20 protein-coding genes and 1 pseudogene are annotated in these 23,040 nt (G+C 68.5%); 16 read left to right on the top strand and 5 right to left on the bottom strand.

Annotated elements, in window-relative coordinates:
- Positions 1–23 precede the first annotated feature (23 nt).
- The 7 genes from nadD (at position 24) to LEL84_RS06835 (ending at position 6,107) form a co-directional block, all read left to right on the top strand.
- Positions 24–803 carry a nicotinate-nucleotide adenylyltransferase gene (gene nadD, locus LEL84_RS06865; RefSeq protein ID WP_068970228.1) on the top strand — a complete coding sequence of 260 codons (780 nt, stop codon included), beginning with the start codon at positions 24–26 and terminating at the stop codon, positions 801–803.
- Positions 804–813: 10 nt separating this feature from the next.
- The gene (rsfS, locus tag LEL84_RS06860) at positions 814–1,176 is read left to right on the top strand and encodes a ribosome silencing factor (protein WP_004023080.1); all 363 of its coding nucleotides are present in this window, start codon (positions 814–816) and stop codon (positions 1,174–1,176) included.
- Positions 1,173–1,886 carry a histidine phosphatase family protein gene (locus LEL84_RS06855; protein ID WP_065632728.1) on the top strand — a complete coding sequence of 238 codons (714 nt, stop codon included), beginning with the start codon at positions 1,173–1,175 and terminating at the stop codon, positions 1,884–1,886. The genes rsfS and LEL84_RS06855 overlap by 4 nt, the downstream gene beginning before the upstream one ends.
- A 13-nt stretch (positions 1,887–1,899) precedes the next feature.
- Positions 1,900–2,724, top strand: a complete 825-nt coding sequence (gene octT / locus LEL84_RS06850) for a diglucosylglycerate octanoyltransferase (protein ID WP_078112910.1) — start codon at positions 1,900–1,902, stop codon at positions 2,722–2,724.
- Between the two features lie 4 nt (positions 2,725–2,728).
- A complete protein-coding gene (locus LEL84_RS06845) occupies positions 2,729–3,589 on the top strand; it encodes a DegV family protein (RefSeq protein WP_058252102.1) in 861 nt (286 codons plus the stop codon).
- Positions 3,590–3,704: 115 nt separating this feature from the next.
- Positions 3,705–4,706: a ComEA family DNA-binding protein gene (locus LEL84_RS06840; RefSeq protein WP_226513651.1), complete on the top strand. Its 1,002-nt coding sequence runs from the start codon at positions 3,705–3,707 to the stop codon at positions 4,704–4,706.
- Between the two features lie 3 nt (positions 4,707–4,709).
- Positions 4,710–6,107: a ComEC/Rec2 family competence protein gene (locus LEL84_RS06835; protein WP_226513650.1), complete on the top strand. Its 1,398-nt coding sequence runs from the start codon at positions 4,710–4,712 to the stop codon at positions 6,105–6,107.
- Positions 6,108–6,119: 12 nt separating this feature from the next.
- On the opposite strand, the pseudogene LEL84_RS06830 reads toward LEL84_RS06835, so the two are convergent.
- Positions 6,120–7,535 (bottom strand): annotated as a pseudogene (locus LEL84_RS06830) (amino acid permease).
- A 165-nt stretch (positions 7,536–7,700) separates the two neighbouring features.
- Between LEL84_RS06830 and holA the strand changes: the two are divergent.
- Positions 7,701–8,669, top strand: a complete 969-nt coding sequence (gene holA / locus LEL84_RS06825) for a DNA polymerase III subunit delta (RefSeq protein WP_226513649.1) — start codon at positions 7,701–7,703, stop codon at positions 8,667–8,669.
- A gap of 227 nt (positions 8,670–8,896) precedes the next feature.
- Here holA and rpsT read toward each other — a convergent pair whose 3' ends face one another.
- Entirely contained in the window at positions 8,897–9,157 is a 261-nt protein-coding gene (gene rpsT, locus LEL84_RS06820) for a 30S ribosomal protein S20 (protein WP_004023072.1), read from the bottom strand.
- A gap of 239 nt (positions 9,158–9,396) precedes the next feature.
- On the opposite strand from rpsT, the gene LEL84_RS06815 reads away from it, so the two are divergent.
- The 4 genes from LEL84_RS06815 (at position 9,397) to LEL84_RS06800 (ending at position 14,382) form a co-directional block, all read left to right on the top strand.
- On the top strand, positions 9,397–10,569 hold the full coding sequence (locus LEL84_RS06815; RefSeq protein ID WP_226513648.1) for a sulfotransferase family protein: 1,173 nt from the start codon (positions 9,397–9,399) through the stop codon (positions 10,567–10,569).
- A 92-nt stretch (positions 10,570–10,661) separates the two neighbouring features.
- The gene (locus LEL84_RS06810; protein ID WP_226513647.1) at positions 10,662–12,563 is read left to right on the top strand and encodes a circularly permuted type 2 ATP-grasp protein; all 1,902 of its coding nucleotides are present in this window, start codon (positions 10,662–10,664) and stop codon (positions 12,561–12,563) included.
- Positions 12,560–13,537 carry an alpha-E domain-containing protein gene (locus LEL84_RS06805; RefSeq protein ID WP_058252096.1) on the top strand — a complete coding sequence of 326 codons (978 nt, stop codon included), beginning with the start codon at positions 12,560–12,562 and terminating at the stop codon, positions 13,535–13,537. The genes LEL84_RS06810 and LEL84_RS06805 overlap by 4 nt, the downstream gene beginning before the upstream one ends.
- On the top strand, positions 13,534–14,382 hold the full coding sequence (locus LEL84_RS06800) for a transglutaminase family protein (RefSeq protein ID WP_058252095.1): 849 nt from the start codon (positions 13,534–13,536) through the stop codon (positions 14,380–14,382). The genes LEL84_RS06805 and LEL84_RS06800 overlap by 4 nt, the downstream gene beginning before the upstream one ends.
- Positions 14,383–14,398: 16 nt before the next feature.
- Here LEL84_RS06800 and LEL84_RS06795 read toward each other — a convergent pair whose 3' ends face one another.
- Positions 14,399–14,824, bottom strand: coding sequence for a type II toxin-antitoxin system PemK/MazF family toxin (locus tag LEL84_RS06795; RefSeq protein ID WP_065631478.1), 426 nt, complete (start codon positions 14,822–14,824; stop codon positions 14,399–14,401).
- 2 nt (positions 14,825–14,826) lie between these two features.
- Positions 14,827–15,507 carry an alpha/beta fold hydrolase gene (locus LEL84_RS06790; protein WP_226513646.1) on the bottom strand — a complete coding sequence of 227 codons (681 nt, stop codon included), beginning with the start codon at positions 15,505–15,507 and terminating at the stop codon, positions 14,827–14,829.
- Between the two features lie 267 nt (positions 15,508–15,774).
- On the opposite strand from LEL84_RS06790, the gene lepA reads away from it, so the two are divergent.
- Genes lepA through LEL84_RS06775 form a run of 3 tightly spaced genes read left to right on the top strand, consistent with a single transcriptional unit; the run spans position 15,775 to position 20,637 of the window.
- Complete coding sequence (gene lepA / locus LEL84_RS06785) at positions 15,775–17,631, top strand: translation elongation factor 4 (protein WP_078112904.1); 1,857 nt, start codon at positions 15,775–15,777, stop codon at positions 17,629–17,631.
- Between the two features lie 32 nt (positions 17,632–17,663).
- Positions 17,664–19,712: a M3 family metallopeptidase gene (locus tag LEL84_RS06780; RefSeq protein WP_226513645.1), complete on the top strand. Its 2,049-nt coding sequence runs from the start codon at positions 17,664–17,666 to the stop codon at positions 19,710–19,712.
- Positions 19,713–19,725: 13 nt separating this feature from the next.
- Positions 19,726–20,637, top strand: coding sequence for a cation diffusion facilitator family transporter (locus LEL84_RS06775; protein WP_226513644.1), 912 nt, complete (start codon positions 19,726–19,728; stop codon positions 20,635–20,637).
- 21 nt (positions 20,638–20,658) lie between these two features.
- On the opposite strand, the gene LEL84_RS06770 is transcribed toward LEL84_RS06775, so the two are convergent.
- Positions 20,659–22,665, bottom strand: a complete 2,007-nt coding sequence (locus LEL84_RS06770) for a glycoside hydrolase family 15 protein (protein WP_078112966.1) — start codon at positions 22,663–22,665, stop codon at positions 20,659–20,661.
- Positions 22,666–22,816: 151 nt separating this feature from the next.
- Here LEL84_RS06770 and LEL84_RS06765 point away from each other — a divergent pair, with 151 nt between their 5' ends.
- Positions 22,817–23,017 carry a hypothetical protein gene (locus LEL84_RS06765; protein ID WP_055475487.1) on the top strand — a complete coding sequence of 67 codons (201 nt, stop codon included), beginning with the start codon at positions 22,817–22,819 and terminating at the stop codon, positions 23,015–23,017.
- The last annotated feature ends 23 nt before the right edge of the window (positions 23,018–23,040 follow it).

The following is a 23,040-nucleotide window of genomic DNA, read 5'->3' as shown; positions in this document are numbered from 1 at the left end:
CTCGACGCGTAGACTGACCGTCCATGTCACCCGACCGCCCGCGTGCGCGCCGTATCGGCGTGATGGGCGGCACGTTCGACCCGATCCACAACGGGCACCTCGTCGCGGCCAGCGAGGTCGCCCACCGGTTCTCGCTGGACGAGGTGATCTTCGTCCCGACCGGCCGTCCCTGGCAGAAGATCGGCGAGGCGACGACGGTGAGCCCGCCGGAGGACCGCTACCTCATGACGGTCATCGCGACCGCGTCGAATCCGCAGTTCAGCGTCAGTCGTGTCGACATCGACCGCGACGGCGACACCTACACCGTGGACACGCTCCGCGACCTGCGAGCGCTGCTTCCGGAAGCCCAGCTGTACTTCATCACCGGTGCCGACGCGCTGGAATCCATCCTGTCGTGGCAGGACTGGGAGGAGCTGTTCGGCCTCGCCCGATTCGTCGGCGTGAGCCGCCCGGGGTACGAGCTCGACGCCACGCACCTGGCCCACCATCTCGAGGCCATGCCCGCCGACACCCTGCATCTGCTGGAGATCCCGGCGCTGGCGATCTCGTCCACCGAGTGCCGGACGCGCGCGTTGCAGGGTCGGCCCGTCTGGTACCTGGTGCCCGACGGCGTCGTGCAGTACATCGCCAAGCGGAAGCTGTATCGTGCGCCCCGGGCGTCGTCGCCCGGTGTCTCCGCCCCGGCGCTTCCGGGGGCCAACCGCCCCGAGCGGCTCCCGCCCGAGGAAATTCCTCCCGGGGAGTTGCAGGGCGATACCGACGGGTTGGGCCGCGACCTGGGCGAACAGGCCGTGACCGAATGAGAGGACAAGTGTGACTGCGTCAGCTGAAGCGCTGGAGATGGCCAAGGTGGCCGCCCTGGCCGCGGCCGAGAAGCTCGCCCATGAGGTGACGGTGATCGACGTGTCGGAGCAGTTGGTGATCACCGACGCCTTCGTGATCGCCTCCGCCGACAACGAGCGTCAGGTGAACTCGATCGTCGACGAGGTCGAGGAGAAGCTGCGGGAGGCCGGCCACAAGCCGCTGCGGCGCGAGGGCACGCGCGAAGGTCGTTGGGCACTGCTCGATTACGCCGACATCGTGGTGCACATCCAGCACACCGATGAACGACGCTTCTACGCGCTGGAGAGTCTGTGGAAGGACTGCCCGGTGGTCGAGGTGGACGGGCTGTCGTGAGTGGCGGTCCCGACTCACACGACACCGCCGTCGAACGTCTCACCCCGGTGGTGCGGCGCCTGATCCTGTTGCGGCACGGGCAGACCGAGTACAACGCGGCGAGTCGGATGCAAGGCCAGATCGACACCGACTTGTCCGAACTCGGTGTCCGGCAAGCTGGTTCGGCGGCGGTCGAGCTCGCCAAGCGGCAACCGGTGGTCATCTGGTCGTCGGACCTGCGGCGGGCCCGCGACACCGCCGAGGCACTCGCGCATCGAACCGGTCTGCCGGTGACCACCGACGTACGCCTACGGGAGACACACCTCGGTGAGTGGCAGGGTCTGACGCACCTCGACGTCGATGCCGCGATGCCGGGCGCGCGCGCCGTCTGGCGCGATGACGCGACCTGGACGCCGCCGGGTGGGGAGAGCCGCGTCGACGTCGCCCGCCGCTCCACCCCCCTGGTCGACGAGTTGATCGAGCTGCTGCCGGAGTGGGGCGTCGGCGACAACCCGGAGGCGCCGGTGGTGCTGGTGGCCCACGGGGGAGTGATCGCGGCGATGACCGCGGCGCTGCTCGGGCTGCCGGTCGAGAACTGGCCCGTCTTCGGGGGGCTCGCGAACACGAGTTGGGTGCAGCTGTCGGGGCACAGCATGCCCGGCGAACTGCCGCGGTGGCGCCTGGACGTGTGGAACGCGTCCGCCGAGGACTCCGACCCGGCGGTGCAGTGAGCGACGTCCGCCGATGACCGAGGCCGCCGGACCCGGTCCATCCGCTGCCGATGCGCGGGAGCGATGTGTGCTGGTGTTGTCCGACTCGCTCGCGTACTACGGTCCGCAGGGCGGTCTGCCCGCGGATGACCCTCGGATCTGGCCGATGCTCGTGGGCGCTGCGACGCGTTCGGAGGTGCGGCTGTTCGGCCGGATCGGGTGGACGAGCCGGGACGTCTGGTGGGCCCTCACCCAGGACCCGAACATCTGGGCCACCGTGCCCCGCGCCGACGTCGTCGTGCTCGCATTCGGAGGGATGGACACGCTGCCCTCGCCGCTTCCGACGGCTTTCCGGGAGCAGATCCGCTACATCAGGCCGAACGGGTTGCGGCAGCGAATACGCGCGGCCTATGCGTGGATACAACCGCGGGGGTCGCACCTCGGTTGGCCGCTCGCGCTGCCGCCGCACGTCACGATCGAGTACCTGGAGAAGATCCGCGCGGCGCTCGCCCAGTTGCGTCCGGACCTCCCGATCGTCGTGTGCCTGCCGCCCACCCACCGCAGTCCGTATTACGGCAACGTCCATGCCGGGCGGATCCCGACGACCGCGGCGATGTCGCGATGGGCGTCGAGCCACGGCCTACCGTGTGTCGACTTCTACCCGGTCACCAGGGACGCCTTCGACGACGACACCGCCGAGATGAATCCCGACGGAATCCACTGGGGTTTCTCGTGCCATCGGGGCATCGCCGACCTGGTCGCCCCGGTCGTCGACGCCGTCCGGCGGCGCGCGAATCGCGACGCCGCGGGCCCGACCCCGACGCCCGTGGAGGCCCGGCGCGTGAACCCGTTAACGTAGACGCGTGCCTGTCGTCGTCGTCACAGACTCCTCGTCCCGACTGCCGCGGTCGGTGACCGAGCACTACGGGATTCGGCAGGTCCCACTGCACCTCGCCGTCGGCGACGAGGACTACCGCGAAGGTGTCGACGACATCCCGGCCGACATCGTGACGACGCCGGGCGTGACCACCTCCGGTGCCAACCCCAACGACCTCTCCGAACATTTCGAGTCCGCGCTCGAGGCGAGTCAGGGCGCTGGCGTCGTCGCCGTTCACATGTCGCGCCGGTTGTCGGGGACCTGGAGTTCGGCGCGGATGGCCGCGGAGAAGTTTTCCGGGCAGGTTCGGGTCGTCGATTCCCGATCTGTCGGTCTCGCAGTCGGTTTCACCGCCGTCGCGGCTGCCCAGGCCGCCGCCGGGGGAGCCGACCGGGACCGCGTGTACGAGTCCGCCATCCGACAGGCCGCGACCGTCGACTCGCTGCTGTGTGTGCAGCAGCTCGACAATCTGCGCAACAGTGGCCGGATCAGCGCCGCGGGCAAGCTCTTCGGATCGGCGCTGTCCATCAAACCGATCCTGCACATGGTCGACGGGACCCTGACGCTGAAGGAACGTCATCGCACGTTCTCCAAGGCGCTGGACAAGATGGTCGATGCGGCCGCCGACTCCGCGGGCGGCCGCGCGGTCACGGTCGGCATCCAGCACTGTCAGAGCCCGGACGTGGCCGAGGAACTGCGCGCGGCCGTCCACGCCAGGCTGCGGGTGGTGACCTCCGAGCTGACCGTCGATCTCGGTCCCATCCTCGGCACCCACGTCGGCCCCGGCGCGGTGGGCGTCGTGATCGCCGCGCACCTCGAACCGATCGAGGGTCTCGGCGAGTCCTAGAGGTCGGCCCCCCGGGCTCGGCGTCATCCACAGCTCGCGGTGATCGTCCACAGATCGCGGGCTCCGCGGTTCGCGTGCGGAGCAGCGGCGGCTGTGCGACCTAGCGTGTGGCGTCATGAGCGCATCAGGACGGCGGAACCCGCTGGACCGGCTGGCGCCGGTGGCCGATCTGCCGGGCCGACGGGATGGTACGGCAGGCATCGACCCCGAGTCGCCGCCGCTCGCGCCGGACATCGACGACCCGCTCGGCCCCGTCGAGGAACCCGAGCATCCCGGGTGGGGGATCGGCGGGATGCCGACGTGGCTCGACACGACGGCGCGAACCCAGCGTCGACGGACGGACGCCGACGGCGGCAACAGTGTCGGGGGCGACGGTGCCGAGGATGACGATGACTCCGACGACGATCCCATCCCTCGGCGGCGCTTCGCGGTCGCGCCACCGGCAGCTCTCGCGCTGATCGCGGTCGGTGTCGTCGTCTGTGCCGTCGCGGCCTTCGGACTGTTCCGCGGGTCGGAGTCGGCGCCGGTCGTGGATTTCGGTGCGGTGGCCGGTACCTCGTCGATGTCGGACCCGTCGACGCCGCCGGCCGTGCCGACCGAATCGACCCCGGCGCAGATGGTGGTCAGTGTCGTCGGTTTGGTGCACGCGCCGGGTCTGGTGCAACTCACGCCCGGGGCGCGGGTCGCCGACGCGATCGACCGGGCGGGGGGCGCGCGCAAGAACGCGGATCTGCTGTCGCTGAACCTCGCGCAGGTCCTCCGGGACGGCGATCAGATCCTCGTCGGCTACGCGGGCGGGCAGGGCGAGATGTCGCTGCGCAGTGCCGTCGTCGGGGCCTCGGGCGCGCCACCCGCACCCGCGGGTGCACCCCCGGCAGATGCAAGTGCTCCCGCCGGCGGTTCGGGTGGTCCGCCGGCCACCGGCGGACTCGTGAACCTCAACACCGCCACCGAGGCCGACCTCGACGAGTTGCCCGGGGTGGGGCCGGTGACCGCGAAGGCCATCCTGTCGTGGAGGGATCGCAACGGGCGCTTCAGCTCCGTGGACCAGCTGGCCGAGGTCGACGGGATCGGTCCGGCACGCCTGGCCAGACTGCGCGATCTCGTGACGGTCTGACGGGTGGACTACCGCCTGCTGGTACCGGCGGTGGCGGTGTGGTCGGTGACGGCGTTCGGGCTGGTGATGCCGCCCGGGTACACGCTCGGGCTGGCGATCTGTTCGGGCGCGGTGGCCTCGGTCGGCACGCTGGTCTGTGCCGGCGGCCGGTTCGGATGGGACGCGGTCGGTTTGATCATCGTCGTGGCCGGACTCGCCGCGGTGTGCGCGACTTCCTTGGCGATCCGGCAGGAGGTCCGCTCCGATCACCCGCTGGCCGCGTCGACCGGGAAGTCGACGGTCGTACTGACCGTGCGTGGGGACCCGGTGGTTGTCGGGCCCTCGTCGGCCGGACGCGTCCGTCTGCGCGTCGACGTGCAACAGGTTGGTTCGCATCGTTTTCCGACGGCTTCCGCCGACCTGATGGGGGATCTCGGGGAGTGGTCGGGACTGTTGCCCGGGCAACGGGTGCTCACGGTCGCGCGGGTGCGGCCGCCGCCCGAGCACTCGCTGCTGGTGGCGACCCTGACTGCGCAGCAGCCCCGGGTCGTCGGCTCGCCGCCCGCCCACCAGCAGGTGGCCGGTGCGATCCGGGAACGGTTGCAGGTGTTGGCCGCGCGGGCGCTCGACGAGGACGCGGCCGGACTCCTGCCCGGCCTCGTGCTCGGCGACGAGAGCTCCCTCGACGACGGCCTGCGGGACGATTTCCGCGACGCCGGCCTGAGCCATCTGACCGCGGTGAGCGGCAGCAATTTCGCGATCGTCTGCGGGGCAGCGCTTCTCGTGGTTCGTAGTGTGGGTGTGCCACCGCGGGCGGCCGCGGTCGTCGGGCTGGTGGTGATCCTGGCATTCGTGGTGCTCGTCCGGCCGTCGCCTAGTGTCGTGCGTGCCGCGTTGATGGGCGCGGTGGGTGTGTTGGCGCTCTTCGCCTCTCGTCGGGCGCAGGCGTTCCCGGCGCTCGGTGCGGCGGTCGTCGGCGGACTCCTGTGGTGGCCCGAGCTGGCGCTGCAACCGGGGTTCGCCTTGTCGGTCGCCGCCACCGCCGCCATCGTGCTGTGGGCCCCACGACTCCGTGACCGGTTGCGCGAGTGGCGTTGTCCGCCCGGTGTCGCCGAGGTGATCGCGATGGCGGTCACCGCGCAGGTGGTGACGGCGCCGATCGTGGTCGTGGTGACCGGCACGTTCTCGGTGGTGGGGATCGTCGCGAATCTCCTGGTCGCCCCGGTGGTCGCGGTGATCAGCGTGGTCGGCACCCTCGCCGCACTCATCGGCGCGATCGGTCCGCCCGACGGTGTCGGCGCGCTCGTGGGTGAACTACTGGTGCGCGCCCTCGCCCCCGAACTGTGGTGGATGGTCGCGTGCGCGCGCACCCTTGGTGGCGTGGGCTGGGCGAGTGTGGAGGTGCCCTCGCCGTTCGGATGAGGCTGCCCGCGGTCAGACCTCGCGATCGGCCAGTGCGCCTGCGGTGCGGTTCCACACCATGTAGCCGACGCCGACCGCGGCGAACCAGACCGCCCCGACGACGAGCGCGATCCGACCGTCGCGATCGAAGAACAGCAGGACGAAGAGGAGAGCGAGGAAGGCGAGTGCGAGCCAGGTGGTGACCGGGGCGCCGGGGACCCGGTAGTCCGAGCGCGGCAGTTCACCGCGCGCGACCTTCCGGCGGTAGGCCATCTGGCACAGCAGGATCGTCGACCAGATGACGATGATCCCGACCGTCGACACCGCGGTGATGTAGGCGAAGGCGTGTACGGGATCGACGACGTTCACCACCACGCCGATCGCCCATGACCGCGGCACTCAGCGTGATGCCGACGGCCGGGACCTTGCGGTTCGAGAGTCGGGTCAGCTGCCGCGCGGCGTCGCCGGTGTGGGCGAGGGAGCGCAGCATGCGCCCGGTCGAGTAGATGCCCGAGTTGCACGACGAGAGGGCAGCGGTGAGCAAGATGAAGTTGACGATGCCCGCGGCGCCGGGGATGCCGATGTAGGAGAAGACCGAGACGAAGGGGCTCTCGCCGGCCTGGAAGTCCGTCCAGCTGCGGACCGAGAGGATCACCAGCAGCGAGCCGACATAGAAGATCCCGATGCGGAACGGAACGGTGTTGATCGCCTTGCGCAGCGTGACACGCGGGTTCTGCGCCTCGCCCGCGGTCACGCCGACGAGCTCGACGCCGACATAGGCGAACATGACGATCTGCAGGCTCAGCATCGCGTTGCTGAAGCCGGTCGCGAAGAAGCCGCCGTCGTTCCACAGGTTCGTCACCGACGGACCGGTCTCGGGCCCCAGCCCGGCGATCGGGAGCAGCACACCGATGCCGACGATGATCATGCCGAGGATGGCGGTGACCTTGATGGCGGAGAACCAGAACTCCGCGCGTCCGAACACCCCGACAGAGATCAGGTTCGCGCCGAACAGCACGATGAGCGCGCGATGAGGGCGGTGACCCACACCGGCACCGAGGGCCACCAGTAGTTGATGTACTTGCCCGCCACGGTGATCTCGGCCATGCACGTCGTCGTCCACACGGCCCAATAGGTCCACCCCTGGCTGAAACCGGCGAACCGTCCGAGGAACTCGTCGGCGTACTCGCTGATGCCGCCGGAGATCGGCCGGTAGATGAGGAGTTCGCCGAGAGCGCGCATGACGATGAAGATCGCGAGGCCGGCGAGCGCGTACGCCAGGATGAGTGCCGGTCCCGCCTTCTCGATCGCGCCACCCGCGCCGTAGAAGAGGCCGGTGCCGATCGCGCCGCCGATGGCGATCATCTGCACGGTGCGGGCGGTGAGCCCGCGTTGGTATCCCTCGTCGGTGTCGGCACCCGTGTCGGTGCCGGGATGCTCGACAGTCACGCGGGCAACTCCTCCGAATGTCGGTGGGCCGATGGCAGAAGCTCACCGTAACGGCCCGCGATCGACCGGATTCACTCGCCCACAGGACCCGTCCACTTTGTCGTATTCAGTTGGCCGGGCGGCGGTCCGGTGATCGTGTCGGCGCCGTCTGGCACCATTGTCGCCGTGACCGATCGCCTGCACCTGCTGCTCGGAGACGACGACTTCCTCACCGGCCGGGTGATCTCGGCCGTGGTCGACGCCGCGTCGAAAGCGGCGGGCACCCCGGTGCCGGTGACCCGGGTACGTGCCGGCGACGTGAGCGAACACGAACTCGCGGAGCTGCTCAGTCCGTCGCTTTTCGCCGAAGAGCGGATCGTTGTCGTCGAGGCCGCCGCCGACGCGGGCAAGGAGCCGGCCGCGCTCATCGCCGCGACCGCGTCGTCGCTGCCCGAGGGCATCACGCTGATGGTGATCCATCACGGCGGGGGCCGGGCGAAGTCGATGGTCCCCGCGTTGAAGAAGGCCGGGGCCGTTGAACACGAGACGACCGCCCCGAAGTGGCCGTCGGAGCGGATGACGTTCGTGCGCAACGAGTTCCGATCGTTGGGCGTGAAGGTAGGCGCCGATGTCGTCGAGCAGGTGGTCGAAGGCGTCGGATCGGAACTGCGCGAGCTGGCCGCCGCGTGTGCGCAACTCGTGGCCGACACCGGCGGCAAGGTCGATCGCGACACCGTGCGCCTGTACTACCAGGGCCGTCCCGAGGTGACCGGTTTCGAGGTGGCCGACCGGGCGGTGACGGGCGACCGTGCCGGCGCGCTGGAATCCCTGGCCTGGGCACTGCACCACGGCGTGCCGCGGGTGCTGCTGGCCGACGCCCTCGCCGAGGCCGTCCACGCCATCGCGCGCATCCGGCCCATGGGGTCGATCAACCACTTCGATGCGGCCCGCGAACTCGGCATGCCGCCCAACCGGGTCAAGAACGTGCAGGCGAAGGCCAAGGCGTGGGATGCGGAGTCGATCGCGCGGGCGGTCGGCGTGGTCGCCGCGCTCAACGCGGATGTGAAGGGACAGGCCGCCGACCCCGATTACAGCCTGACCCACGCCGTCGCCATGGTCGCCGACCTCCGGCCGGACGGGCGTCGGCGGAGCTGATCGTCGGGGCCGGACTTCAGTTGGGGCGCGAGAGTGGCTTCGACTCGGCGCCTCGCTCCGCTCGGGGCCGGCTCAACCAGCGGGGGAAGCGTACCGGCTCTACCAGCGGTAGGGCGCCAGACAGAAACATCGATCACCCCGGCAACCGCGTGGATGCTGCCGGGGTGATCGAGGTATGGAGATGTGGCGACGGATCAACCGTCGGACCGACCGGGGTCGGCGTCAGATCAGAGCTTGTTGACCGCGAGGGCGATGGCCGACTTCTTGTTGGCGGCCTGGTTGGCGTGGATGACGCCCTTGCTGGCAGCCTTGTCGAGCTTGCGGCTGGCGGTCTGGCCGAGCTCGGCGGCCTTCGCCTTGTCGCCGGACTCGACAGCCTCACGGAAGCTGCGGATCGCGGTACGAAGGGCCGACTTCACCGACTGGTTGCGCTGGCGGTTCGCTTCGTTGGTGCGATTGCGCTTGATCTGAGACTTGATGTTTGCCACGCGTGTTACCTCTGTCGTTGCTGGTGGATATGTCTGTCCGTTCGGGTCGGGCGGTCGGCCCTGGGGGCTGAACTCGCACCGGGCGGTGTCGGCGCGTGAAGTATATCCACGGCGTCACCGCGACAGCGCACAACATTACCAGCCGGGGTCAGCCCGCCAAAATCCGTGCGTCGGGAACGACGGGCCGCCGCGTCGGCCAATAAGAATCATCGTGAACTTATGTCTACGGTGGACCCATCATGTCCGTCGTTTACGTACACATCGGCCTTCCCAAGACCGGGACCACACACCTCCAGGATCGCCTCTGGCGAAACCGCGACCTGGCCTTGCAGTCCTCCGGGCTGCTGTACCCGGGCAACGTGATCTCCGATCACTTCCATGCCGCGGTGCACCTGCAGCCGGAGCGATACCTCGACTGGGTCGATCCCGCCTTCGCCGGCACCTGGCCGACGCTCCTCGGACAGATCCGGGCCTGGCCGCAGATCTCGTTGCTGTCGCACGAGCTGTACAGCACCGCGACCGTCGACCAGATCGAACGGCTGATGGCCGACCTGTCCTTCGCCGACGAGGTCCACGTGATCGCGACCGTCCGCGACCTCGGCCGCCAGCTCCCGTCCGTGTGGCAGGAGAACGTGAAGAACCAGCGCCGGGCGTCGTTCGACGAGTTCGTGGATTCGGTGGCCTTCGCTTCCGAGGGGCGCCGGACCGGCGGTCCCGTCGTCGTCAATACCCCCGCTGACGATGCCCCGGCCGACGAGGTCGACGAGGAGCCGTTCTGGGAGTTCCAGGACTACGTCGGCATCCTGGAACGCTGGTCGCGTGTCGTCGGACCCGAGCGCGTCCACATCGTCACGGTGCCGCCCCGCGGGGCGGCGTCGGGGGACACGCTCTGGGATCGGTTCCTGCGCGTGATGAACATCGATCCGGTCCCGCTGCCGATCCCGGTCCCCAGCCTGAACAGCTCGCTGTCCGCGCCGCAGGCCGAGTTCCTGCGCGGCCTCAACCGCCGCCTGCAGCCGGACGTCATCGAGTGGCGCCGATACGAGCGGATCATCAAGGGGCAGGTGATCGGGGAGATCCTGTTCGAGGCACCGTCCGGCCCGCCGCAGGGACTCTCGGACAAGAGCCGGGAGTGGGCGGCGGGGGAGTCCCGGCGGATGGTCGCGGCGGTCCGCGACGCCGGCTACGACGTCGTCGGTGACCTCGACGATCTGGTGGTGTCGCCCGAACACGACGCCGGGGACGTGCCGCCGCCGTCGGACGGCGAGGTGCTCGACGTCGCGCTCGACACGATCGCGGCGATGGTGCTCGCGGCGCCCGTGCCCAAGGTCGGACCCCGTGCGCGGACGCGGGCGGCGAATGTGGTGCGCCGGGTCAAGCGGCGGGTGATCGCCGCGCGCCGATCATCCTGATCGGCGGCCCCGGAACGGCGGTGCGGCTTCGTCGATGACACGGCCGGTCGACGTCCTGCCGATTTCGGCATTCTGTAGCACCATGGCAGTTTATGACCCCCGCATCGACAAGTGCGCCAGCCAAGAAGGCGGCGCGTAAGTCCGCAGCCGCGAAAGCGGCGTCGTCCACCTCGCCGGGACGGACGGCCTCCGCCAAGTCCGGTTCGACCAAGGGTTCCGGTTCCGGCAGCCGGTCGGCGAAGGGCGCGGGCGACGCAACCACCGGGGAGAACTTCACCGGCAACTTCGGCGGGTACGCAAAAGGCCCGTACGGCAAGGCATATGACGAGATGTTCGATGCCGCCGGCGAGGTGCGGACACCGTACCGCGGTATCTACAAGGCCATGGCCGACGAGGATCAGTCCGACCTCGTGGAGGCCCGTGTGGAGGCCCTCGGGCGTGCCTATCTCGACCAGGGTGTGACGTTCTCGCTGTCCGGCAAGGAACGCCCCTTCCCGTTGGATGTTGTGCCACGGGTGATCTCGGCCGCGGAGTGGAACAAGCTCGAGGCGGGTATCACCCAGCGCGTACAGGCGCTGGAACTCTTCCTCGACGACATCTACGGCGAGCAGGAGATCCTGCGCGACGGGGTGTTGCCCAAGCGACTCGTCCACTCCTGTGAGCACTTTCATCGACAGGCAGCAAACATCCGGCCGCCCAACGGTGTTCGCATCCACGTCGCGGGTATCGACCTGATCCGCGACGAGAACGGCGACTTCCGCGTCCTCGAGGACAATCTGCGGTCGCCGTCGGGCGTCTCCTATGTGCTCGAGAACCGGCGCGCGATGGCCCGCGTCTTCCCGGATCTGTTCTCCAAACACAAGGTGCGTGCGGTCGCCGACTACCCGAGCCACCTCCTGCGCGCGCTGCGCGCGTCGGCGGCGTTCAACGAGGCCGACCCGAACATCGTCGTGCTGACCCCGGGCGTGGCCAACTCGGCCTACTTCGAGCACTCGCTCCTCGCACGCCTGATGGGCGTCGAGCTGGTCGAGGGCCGTGACCTGTTCTGCCGCGACAACGTCGTGTACATGCGCACGACCGAGGGGGAGCAGCGGGTCGACGTCATCTACCGCCGCATCGATGACGACTTCCTCGATCCCATGCAGTTCCGGCCGGATTCGATGCTCGGCGTGGCGGGGCTGCTGAACGCCGCACGCGCGGGCAACGTGGTGATCTCCAGTGCGGTCGGCAACGGCGTCGGCGACGATAAGCTGATCTACACCTACGTGCCGGAGATCATCCAGTACTACCTCGGCGAGAAGCCGAGTCTCCAGAACGTCGACACCCTGCGCTGCTGGCTCCCCGACGAGTGCGAGGAGGTGCTCGACCGCATCGACGAACTCGTCGTGAAACCCGTTGAGGGATCGGGCGGTTACGGCATCGTCTTCGGCCCCGACGCGACCGGCGCCGAATTGGACGCACTGGCACGCAAGGTCCGCAACGATCCGCGCGGGTGGATCGCGCAACCGGTCGTGCAGCTGTCGACGGTACCGACGAAGATCGGTGACGACATCCGACCGCGCCACGTCGACCTGCGTCCGTTCGCGGTCAACGACGGTGAATCCGTGTGGGTCCTACCCGGCGGACTGACCCGGGTGGCGCTGCCGGAGGGATCGCTCGTCGTCAACTCGAGCCAGGGCGGCGGTTCCAAGGACACCTGGGTGCTGGCCTCGCGCACCTCCGAGGGGGACCGGGAGTTGTCGGGTGCGAAGGTCGTGACGACGAGCGGTGTCGCCGCCGCCCGGCCGGCGGAGAGCGCCCCCGACCCGGTGCACACGCAGACTCAACAGCAACAGCAGGGTTCGATGATGCAGCAGTTGTCTGGGACGCAGCAGATGGGTTCCATGATGCAGCAGTTGGGTGGGACGCAGCAGATGGGTGGCATGACGCCGCAACCGAATCCGACGGCCACGTCCGGCGACATGACACAGCAGCAGGGCGGTGACGTCCGATGATGCTGGCGCGGAACGCCGAATCGCTCTACTGGATCGGCAGATACGTCGAGCGCGCCGACGACATGGCGCGCATCCTCGATGTCGCGATCCACCAGATCCTCGAGGACACCACGGTCGACGTCGACCGGCAGGCACGCCTGATCATCCAGGTGCTCGGGCTCACCGCGCCGGAGGACGACGACGAGCTCGATGTCTGGTCGCTGACCGAACGCGTCGCCTACGACGCCGACGCGGTGGGGTCGATCGTCGACCTGATCCGGGCGGCGCGGGAAAACGCCCGTGGCGCACGCGAAGTCACGTCCAGCGAGTTGTGGGAATGTCTCAACACCACCTACAACGGACTCGACGGCGCCGAACGGCGCTCGCGTCGCCTCGGTCCCCACGAGTTCCTGTCGTACGTGAAGAACCGGGCGGCGATGTTCGCGGGCCTCGCCGACGCCACCCTCAGCCACGACGACGGCTACCGGTATCTGCTGCTGGGTCGGTCGGTGGAGCGGGTCGACATGACCATCCGGATGTTGCTGTCCCGCGCCGGAGATCGGACGACGTCGCCGGCCTGGGTGAACGTCCTCGTGTCCGCCGGCGGGCACGACACCTTCCTGCGGACCTACCGCGGTGTGTTGGACGCCGAGAACATCGTCGAGTTCATGCTTCTCGACCGGCTGTTCCCACGGTCCATCTTCCACGCCCTCAGCGTCGCCGAGCGCAATCTGGGCCAGCTCGAGAGTGGGCCGAGCCGGGTCGGGGCCCAGGCCGAGGCGCAGTTGCTGCTGGGCCGCGCGCGCAGTTCGCTCGAGTTCCTCGAGCCCGGGAAGTTGCTCGACGATCTGCAGGACCGGCTCGTCGACCTGCAGGACACCTGCCGCGCGGTCAACGAGGCGGTCACGAAGCAGTATTTCCATGTGTCGCCCTATGTCTCGTGGGCCGACGCCCGCGTCAGCGACGGGCATGTCATCGAGGAGAGTGAGCTGTGAGCTGGCGTCTGCGTGTTGTCCATTCCACGGGTTTCGCCTACCACAGTCCGGTCACCTCGTCGTACAACGAAGCCCGGCTCACTCCGCGCAGCGACGCCCGCCAGAACGTGATCGTCAACCGGGTCGAGACGGTCCCGGCGACGAGGTCCTACCGGTACACCGACTACTGGGGTACCGCGGTCACCGCCTTCGATCTGCACGCGCCGCACAACGAACTCGAGGTCTCGGGGCTGTCGGTCGTCGAAACCGAGGCCGGACAACGTCCCGACGAGGAGGATCAGGTCTCGTGGGACGACGTGAACAGCGATCACGTCATCGACCGGTATGACGAGATGCTGTCTTACACACCGTATGTCGCCCGCAACCGGTCACTGCTGTCGACCGCGAAGAAGGTGACCAAGGGGCTCACCCCCGAGGAGGCGGTCGAGGCGGTGTGTCGCTTCATCCACACCGAGATGGAGTACGTCCCCGGCACGACGGGCGTGCACACCACCGCGGTCGACGCGTGGACCGACCGCAAGGGCGTGTGTCAGGACTACGCGCACCTCACCCTGCTGATGCTCCGCGGGCTGGGCATCCCCGCCCGGTACGTGTCGGGGTATCTCCATCCCGAACCCGACGCCGAGATCGACAAGACGGTGCAGGGTCAGAGTCACGCCTGGATCGAGGCGTGGACGGGCGGCTGGTGGGGCTACGACCCGACCAACGACACCCCGATCACCGAGCAGCATGTGTCGGTGGGCGTGGGTCGTGACTACGCCGATGTGTCGCCGCTGAAGGGTATCTACACCGGCGGCGGCGCGACCGACCTCGACGTCATCGTCGAGATCACCCGGCTCGCCTAGGGTTTCGTCCTCCGGGTCACCGCCAGCCGTAGTGCCCGCGGAGTTCCTGGGCGACGGCGTCGAACGTCGTGCGGTCGAGGATCGCGCCTTCCCGGCGGATGCCGTCGTCGTCGACGACGAGTACACGGTCGAGGCGCACGAAGCTCGGCCGGCCCTGGGAATCCCATGCGCCCGACCCGACGGGAAGCCAGTTGCCGTCGTCCCGGTGGTCCTTGCTCGACAGCATGAGCCCGAGCACGGTGTCGGACCGGTCGGCCCGGGCGTCCCGGCCGACGACCAGGACCGGCCGGTCCTTTCCCTGGTTCGGGTCGTCCTCGTAGGCGACCCAGGTCCACACGATCTCGCCGGGGTCGGCGTCGCCGTCGAGGTCGGGGGAATAGCTGATGGTGCGGGCGAGATCGGTTGTCGGCCGAAGTGCGGGCCGGGCGTCGCGACTGGTCATCGTCAGGAGTCCTCTCCGGAGATGTGGGGTAGCAGGAAGTCCTCGATCGCGTCCGCGGTGAGGGCTGCGGTGGGTTTCCTCTTCGGGTTGAGGTCGTGTCCGACCTTCTCGAGTTCGACGATGTGTGTCGGCGCGTCGATGAGGCCGATCGCGCGGGTCATCTCGTCGGTGGTGCCGAACGGGTCGGTGCTCCCGTGGACCACGAGGGTGGGGACGGTGATCGACGGCAGGTGTTCGGTGCGCAGTCGGTCGGGCTTGCCCGGCGGATGCAGCGGATACGACGTCAGCAGCAGGCCGTCGGCCAGAGTTGTTCCGTCCTCGGCGACGGCCATCGAGGACTGTCGCCCGCCATAGGAGTGGCCACCCACGATCAACGGCCCGTCGGACTCGGCGCGCAGCGTTGCGCACGCGGCACGGATGCCGTCCCGGTCGGCGGCGGCGGTGGACGGGCTGGGCGGGCCCTTGGGCCGGCGCCGTCGATACGGCAGGTCGATCCGGGCGACGACGAACCCGCGGTCGCACAGTTCCTCGGCCAGGGCACGCAGGATCACGGCGTCGCGGTTGCCGCCTGCGCCGTGGGCGAGGACGAGCGTGGCACGTGCCGGGATCCCCGGGCGGTGTACCTCGGCGGCGACGTCGTCGGACTCGATGGTGGTGACGGTGGACGCGGACACGGCTGCCACCGTAGCGCCTTCGGAGGTGCTCGCGGACTTCTCCGATCCCTGAGGAGGCCCGGAGCCTGCGGAGGGCCGTCTCCCCGATCCCTGAGGAGGCCCGGAGCCTGCGGAGGGCCGTCTCCCCGATCCCTGAGGAGGCCCGGAGCCTGCGGAGGGCCGTCTCGAAGGGTGCGACGTGGCCGGACGCGCCACGCGGGGTGCTCATGAGAAACTGGAGGACAACCCGTATCCGTACCCGTTCTCTACCGAAGTTCTCGTTCGAGGAGTAGTTCCATTCCCACCTTCGCCGACACCACCTTCACCGATCCGGCACGTATCCGGAACTTCTGCATCATCGCCCACATCGACCACGGCAAGTCGACGCTGGCAGACCGGATGCTGCAGCTCACCGGCGTCGTCGAAGAGCGGCAGATGCGGGCGCAGTACCTCGATCGAATGGACATCGAGCGCGAGCGCGGCATCACCATCAAGGCGCAGAACGTCCGTCTGCCCTGGACGGTGAAGTCGGCGGAGGGCGACGAGGACTACGTCCTGCACCTCATCGACACCCCCGGGCACGTCGACTTCACCTACGAGGTGTCCCGCGCTCTGGAGGCGTGCGAGGGAGCTGTCCTGCTCGTCGACGCCGCGCAGGGCATCGAGGCCCAGACCCTCGCCAACCTGTATCTGGCGATGGAGAACGACCTCACCATCATCCCGGTGCTCAACAAGATCGACCTGCCCGCGGCCGACCCCGAGCGCTACGCTGCCGAACTCGCGCACATCGTGGGTTGCGAGCCGGAAGACGTGCTGCGTGTGTCGGGCAAGACCGGCGTCGGGGTCACCGAGCTGCTCGACGAGGTCATCCGGAAGGTGCCGGCTCCGGTGGGCGACTCCGACGCTCCGGCGCGCGCGATGATCTTCGACTCGGTGTACGACACCTATCGCGGCGTGGTCACCTACGTCCGGGTCGTCGACGGCAAGATCGTGCCGCGGGAGAAGATCCTGATGATGTCGACCGGCACAACGCACGAGCTGCTCGAGGTGGGCATCGTGTCCCCGGAACCGAAGCCGACCACGGGACTGGGTGTCGGCGAGGTCGGTTACCTGATCACGGGTGTGAAGGACGTCCGCCAGTCGAAGGTCGGCGACACCGTCACCACCGCCCGCCGGGGTGCCGAGCAGGCGCTGACGGGGTACCGCGAGCCGCGCCCGATGGTCTACTCGGGGCTGTACCCGCTCGACGGATCCGACTACCCGGTCCTGCGTGAGGCGCTCGAAAAGCTGCAACTCAATGACGCCGCCCTGACCTTCGAGCCGGAGACCTCGGTCGCGCTCGGCTTCGGGTTCCGCTGCGGCTTCCTCGGCCTGCTGCACATGGAAATCACCCGCGAGCGTCTCGAGCGCGAGTTCAACCTCGACCTGATCTCGACCGCCCCCAACGTCGTCTACCGGGTGGTGATGGAAGACGGTTCGGAGCATGTGGTGACCAACCCGTCGGACTGGCCGGAAGGCAAGACCCGGCACATCTACGAACCCATCGTCAAGACCACCGTGATCGCGCCGAGTGAGTTCATCGGCGCGATCATGGAGCTGTGTCAGTCGCGTCGAGGTGAGCTCGGCGGGATGGACTACCTGTCGGAGACACGCGTGGAACTGCGGTACACGCTGCCCATGGCCGAGATCATCTTCGACTTCTTCGACGCCTTGAAGTCGCGGACGCGCGGCTACGCCAGCCTCGACTACGAGGAGGCGGGCGAGCAGGAAGCCGACCTGGTGAAGGTCGACATCCTGCTCCAGGGCGAGGCCGTCGACGCGTTCAGTGCGATCGTCCACAAGGACGCCGCGTATGCCTACGGCAACCGGATGGCGATCAAGCTCAAGGAGCTCATCCCGCGTCAGCAGTTCGAGGTCCCGGTGCAGGCCGCCGTCGGCTCGAAGATCATTGCGCGCGAGAACATCCGAGCCATCCGCAAGGACGTGCTGGCAAAGTGCTACGGCGGCGACATCAGCCGTAAGCGCAAACTGCTCGAGAAGCAGAAGGAGGGCAAGAAGCGGATGAAGACCATCGGTCGCGTCGAGGTCCCGCAGGAGGCCTTCGTGGCCGCGCTCTCCACCGACGCGGTGGGTGACAAGCCGAAGGGGAAGTGATGGGCGACGGGCAGACCGGGAGCGGGGAGACGATGACCGCAGCACAGGGCACCAATCCGGTACTGGCGCAAAGCGGCCTGCCCTACGATCTCCCCGACTTCGCATCGATCTCCGACGATGACTTCCTGCCGGCGTTCACCGAGGCCATGGCGTCGCATGTGGCCGAGGTGGAGGCGATTGCGGCCGATCCCGCGGCACCGACCTTCGCCAACACGATCGAAGCCCTGGAGCTGTCGGGGCGCGACCTGGCCCGGGCGTCGGGGATCTTCTTCAACCTCGTCGGGCCCGACACGAACCCCAGACGCAACGAGATCTCCCAGGAGCTGTCGACGCTCCTGACCGATCATGCGAACACGATCGCGATGAATCCGGTTCTCTTCGAACGGATCTCCGACCTCCATTCGCGCGCCGACGAACTCCATCTCACCGAAGCCCAGCGCCGGTTGCTCGACAAGCGGTACCGGGAATCGGTCCGCGCCGGAGCCGGACTCGACCCCGACGCACAGGGTGAGATGCGGGAGATCGCTTCTCGCCTGGCCTATCTCACGACGACGTTCTCCCAGAAGATCCTCGACGACACCAACGACTCGGCGGTGCTCGTCGACGATGCCGCCGAACTCGACGGTCTGTCGGCCGGACAGATCGCCGCCGCCCGCCGCGCCGCCGCCGAGGCCGGGCACGACAGCGGATACCTCCTCACGCTCGAACTCCCGACGAGCCAGTCGGTGCTCACCGAAGTGACGAATGCCGATGTGCGCCGGCGGGTGTTCGACGCGTCGGTGGGGCGGTGCGCCCGAGGCAACGAACACGACACCCGGGAACTGGTCCTCGAGATCGTCCGCCTGCGGGCACGCCGAGCAGAGATGCTCGGCTACCGGGACCACGCCGAGTACGTGATCGCCGAGCAGACGGCGCCGGACCCGGGTGCCGTCGACGACATGCTGCGCGAGCTCAACTCCTCGGCCATGCGTGCCGGTGGCCGCGAACTCACCCGGCTCACCGAGTTCGCGGGTGACGCGACGATCGGCCCCGCCGATCTCACCTTCTGGCTCGATCGGGAGAAGCGGTCGCACTCGGCGGTGCCGCTCGACGACTTCGCGGACTATTGCGAACTGGACGCGGTGCTGACCCGGGGCGTCTTCTTCGCCGCGAACAAGCTGTACGGCCTCAGCTTTCGGGAGATCACCGATCTCCCGCTGTACCACCCGGATGTGCGCGCCTGGGAGGTACGCGACGACGCGGGCGTCGGTATCGGGCTCTTCCTCGGCGACTTCTACGCCCGGCCGTCGAAACGCGGCGGGGCGTGGATGAACAACATCGTCGACCAGTCGTCGGTCCTGCACACCCAGCCGATCATCGTGAACGTGTTGAACCTGACCAAACCCGATGCCGGACAACCGTGCCTGCTCACGATGGATCAGCTCACCACGCTCTTCCACGAGTTCGGGCACGCCCTGCACGGGTTGCTGTCGTCGGTCGACTACCCGTCGCAATCCGGGACATCGGTACCGCGGGACTTCGTCGAGTTCCCGTCGCAGGTGAACGAGATGTGGGCGCTGCACCCGGACGTGCTGGCGAACTACGCCCGGCATCACGAGACCGGAGAGCCGATCCCGGCCGAGCTCGCCGATGCGGCGCGGGAGTCGGCGGGAGCCGAGTCCGCGCACGGCACCATCGAATACCTCGCCGCATCCTCACTGGACCTGGCCTGGCACCGGTTGTCGGTGGCGGAGGCCGAGGCGGTGGCCGACGTCGAGGCCTTCGAGGCGCAGGCGCTCACCGACGCGGGCCTGCACACCGAGCTGATCCCGCCGCGCTACCGGAGCTCGTACTTCAACCACATCTTCGGTGGCGGCTACTCCGCCGGCTACTACAGCTACATCTGGTCGGAGGTGCTCGACGCGGAGACCGAGCAATGGTTCCTTGCCGAGGGCGGGTTGCGTCGCGAGAACGGCCGCCGGTTCGCCGACGCCACTCTCTCCCGCGGCGACAGCGTGGATCCGCTTGTCGCACATGAGGGCCTGATCGGTCGCCGGCCGCGCATCGAACCGCTGCTGCGGCGCCGGGGGCTCGCGGCCTGATCGGGTTCCGGTCATGACGACGACGCGCACCCCGCGCCGGGACCTCTCGGCGTTCGCGGTGCTGAGCATCGTGACCGCGATCGTCGTGATCGGGCTCAAACTGATCGCGTGGCGGATCACCGGCTCGGTCGGTCTGCTCTCCGACGCGCTGGAGTCCACCGTCAACCTCGTTGCGGCGATCGGAGCGTTCGTCGCGCTGCGGGTGGCGGCGAAGCCGCCGGACCGGAGCCACAACTTCGGGCACACCAAGGCGGAATACCTCTCGGCGGTGTTCGAGGGGGTGATGATCGTCGTCGCGGCGGTCGTCATCGTCGCGACGGCCGTCGACCGCCTGCTCCACCCGGAGGAACTGGACGAAGTCGGCATGGGACTGGCGATCTCCGTGGGCGCGACGGTGGTCAACGCGGTCGTCGGCTGGGTGCTCATCCGCGCCGGTCGACGTCATCGGTCGCTGACCCTCGAAGCCGACGGCCGGCATCTCATGACCGACGTGTGGACGACGGCCGGCGTGGTGGTCGGTGTGTTCCTGGTCGCCGTGACCGGCTGGCTGCCGCTCGACCCGCTGATCGCCATCGCGGTGGCTGCCAACATCCTCGTCGTGGGCGGACGGTTGGTCTGGCGATCCGGTGCGGGACTGATGGACTCGGCGCTGCCCGACGACCTGCGCGCCGCGATCGACGCCGTCCTCGCGCGTCACCGCGCCGACCGGATCGACTTCCACGACGTCCGCACGCGGGAGGCCGGCCATGAACGGTTCGTCCAGTTGCACATGCTCGTCCCCGGTGACTGGTCGGTGCAGCGCGCGCACGACCTGGCCGAGACGATCGAGGACGAACTCCGCGCCACGGTCGACGATCTCACCGTGACCCTGCATGTCGAACCGATCAACGACCCACGCGCCTACGAGGACTGGCGGCTGGACTGAGCGCGTTTCGGCTCGTCGCGCTCAGTGATTCGCGGGCTGGAACGTGGCCTGATGGGCCGCCTCCTCGGCCCGGATCACGTGCATCACCGCGTTGATGAGGGCGAGGTGGGTGAACGCCTGCGGGAAGTTGCCGAGGTGCTGTCCGGTCTTGGCGTCGATCTCCTCGGCGTACAGCTTGAGCGGGCTCGAGTAGGACAGCAGTCGTTCACACAGCGTCTTCGCCCGCGGCAGTTCGCCGATCTCGACGAGGGCCGACACCAGCCAGAACGAGCAGATGGTGAACGTACCCTCTTCGCCGCTGAGGCCGTCGTCGGTCTCCTCGACCCGGTAGCGGAGCACCAGTTCGTTCTCGGTGAGTTCGTCGGCGATCGCGAGAACCGTTGCGCGCACCCGGGGGTCGTCCGGCGGCAGGAATCGCAGCAGCGGGACGAGTAGTAACGAGGCATCGAGCGCGTCGTCGCCGTAACGCTGGGTGAACACCCCGCGCTCGTTGACCCCGTGCGCCAGGACGTCGGCCCTGATCTCCTCCGCGATCGCCGCCCATTCGCGCGCGTGCGCCTGCTCGCCGTGCATCGTCGCGAGGCGTGACCCGCGGTCGAGCGCGACCCAGCACATCACCTTCGACGACGTGAAATGCTGCGGCTCCCCACGCACCTCCCAGATGCCGCGGTCGGGGTCCTTCCAGTGCTTGATCGCTTCTTCGACCTGGGCCTTCAACACGGGCCACAGCGTCTCCGGCACCGCTTCGTGCGATTTGATGTTGAGGTACACCGAGTCGAGCATCGTGCCCCAGATGTCGTGCTGTGCCTGGTTGTACGCGCCGTTGCCGATACGGACCGGCCGGGCGCCGTCGTAGCCCGAGAGATGGGTCAGCTCTTCCTCTTCCAGGGTGCGCTCGCCGCCGACGCCGTACATCACCTGCAACGGATGACGTTCCCCGTTGGTGATCCCCGAGACATCGGCGATGAAGGAGAAGAAGTCGTCGGCCTCCCGGTCGAGACCGAGCGTGTACAGACCCCACAGGGCGAAGGTCGAGTCACGTACCCACGCATATCGGTAGTCCCAGTTGCGTTCGCCCTGAGGCGTTTCCGGCAGCGACGTGGTCGCGGCGGCGAGCAGCGCACCGGTCGGGGAGTAGGTGAGTCCCTTCAGCGTGAGGGCCGAACGCTGCAGATGTGAGCGCCACGGATGATCGGGGAAGCTGCCGATGTTGATCCATTGCCGCCACGACTCGCTTGTCGCCCACATCTTCTGGGCGGCTTCCTCGAAGTTCTGCGGCGCCGGCTGCCGGGACCAGCTGAGTGCGACGAAGCGGTTGTCGCCTTCGACGAGCCGGGTACGCGCCCGCGCTTCGCGACCCTCCAGACCCAGCCGGAGGTCCGTGGTGAGTTTCAGGGTGGGCGTGTCGGCATCGGTGTCCTTGGCGGTCGCGATCGCCTCGCCGTAGGCCGGTCCCGAGTACTCCCACTTCGTCGTCCCGCGGTGGTAGTCGAAGGCGGGTTCGCAACTCATGTGCAGTTCGACGGTGCCGGACACGCAGCGCACGGTGCGCAGCAGGATGTGCTCGGCGTCCCAGTCGGTGGGCGTCCGGCGGTGCGTCTTCGAGCGACGTTCGTTGTCGTGCCACGGACCCATGACCAGTGCGTCACGGACGATGATCCAACCGGTGTCGGTCTGCCAGGTGGTCTCGACCATCAGGCTGCCGGGCAGGTAGCGCCGATCCACCGGGACGTTCACGCCGTAGGGCGCCAGTCGGAAGTGGCCGGCACTACGGTCGAGGATGGCGCCGAAGACGCTCGGGGAATCGGGCCGGGGTATGCACATCCACTCGACGGAGCCGTTGCGCGCGATGAGACAGTTGGTCTCGGTGTCAGACAGGAACGCGTAGTCGCCGATCGGCGGGAAGGCGCTCGTGTGCGACGGTGCCGGGGGAGCCGCCGGGGAGACGTCGGCGTCGGCCGCGGTCCCGGATGCCCGCGGCGGCACGGTCGGCAGGGACGTTACGGTGGAGTCATCTGCGACAGACATGAGTTCCATCATTGCGACGGGTTCTCGCCGACGCCACTCGGCTCCCGTGAGCGAGACAGTGGCGGTGATCACGGACTCGGAGCGACGCAGATGCCGCGGACGGGTGTACGGCTCCCCGCGGGAACGGATGCACGGATGACGGGGTGATGAGGTGTCGGCGTTCTTCGACTGGTGGGACAGCGTGGAGGAGTGGCTCACGGGCCTGTCCTTCGTGCCCCAGTTGCTGGTGACCGTCGCCGTCGTGATCCCGGTGGCGATCCTCATCGCCTACGTGCTCAGTCTGCTGGTCGACGCCGCCGCCACGCTGGTCGACCGACGCCGCTTCGCCGACGACGACGGGACCGGATTATGAAGAAGATACTGCGTTCGCCGGTC

The sequence above is a fragment of the Gordonia sp. WA4-43 genome (assembly GCF_020520305.1).
GTDB classification, from domain to species: domain Bacteria; phylum Actinomycetota; class Actinomycetes; order Mycobacteriales; family Mycobacteriaceae; genus Gordonia; species Gordonia hongkongensis.
Note: the sequence above shows the minus strand (reverse complement) of the source record. Positions and strands in the feature narration are given on the sequence as shown.

What these genes read in the sequence shown, in the direction of transcription:
- LEL84_RS06780 (WP_226513645.1), top strand. Translation starts at nt 17,664, where the DNA reads ATGACCGCAGCACAGGGCACCAATCCGGTACTGGCGCAAAGCGGCCTG.
- LEL84_RS06775 (WP_226513644.1), top strand. Translation starts at nt 19,726, where the DNA reads ATGACGACGACGCGCACCCCGCGCCGGGACCTCTCGGCGTTCGCGGTG.
- LEL84_RS06805 (WP_058252096.1), top strand. Translation starts at nt 12,560, where the DNA reads ATGATGCTGGCGCGGAACGCCGAATCGCTCTACTGGATCGGCAGATAC.
- LEL84_RS06810 (WP_226513647.1), top strand. Translation starts at nt 10,662, where the DNA reads ATGACCCCCGCATCGACAAGTGCGCCAGCCAAGAAGGCGGCGCGTAAG.
- LEL84_RS06770 (WP_078112966.1), bottom strand. Translation starts at nt 22,665, where the DNA reads ATGTCTGTCGCAGATGACTCCACCGTAACGTCCCTGCCGACCGTGCCG.
- LEL84_RS06795 (WP_065631478.1), bottom strand. Translation starts at nt 14,824, where the DNA reads ATGACCAGTCGCGACGCCCGGCCCGCACTTCGGCCGACAACCGATCTC.
- octT (WP_078112910.1), top strand. Translation starts at nt 1,900, where the DNA reads ATGACCGAGGCCGCCGGACCCGGTCCATCCGCTGCCGATGCGCGGGAG.
- LEL84_RS06840 (WP_226513651.1), top strand. Translation starts at nt 3,705, where the DNA reads ATGAGCGCATCAGGACGGCGGAACCCGCTGGACCGGCTGGCGCCGGTG.
- LEL84_RS06815 (WP_226513648.1), top strand. Translation starts at nt 9,397, where the DNA reads ATGTCCGTCGTTTACGTACACATCGGCCTTCCCAAGACCGGGACCACA.
- nadD (WP_068970228.1), top strand. Translation starts at nt 24, where the DNA reads ATGTCACCCGACCGCCCGCGTGCGCGCCGTATCGGCGTGATGGGCGGC.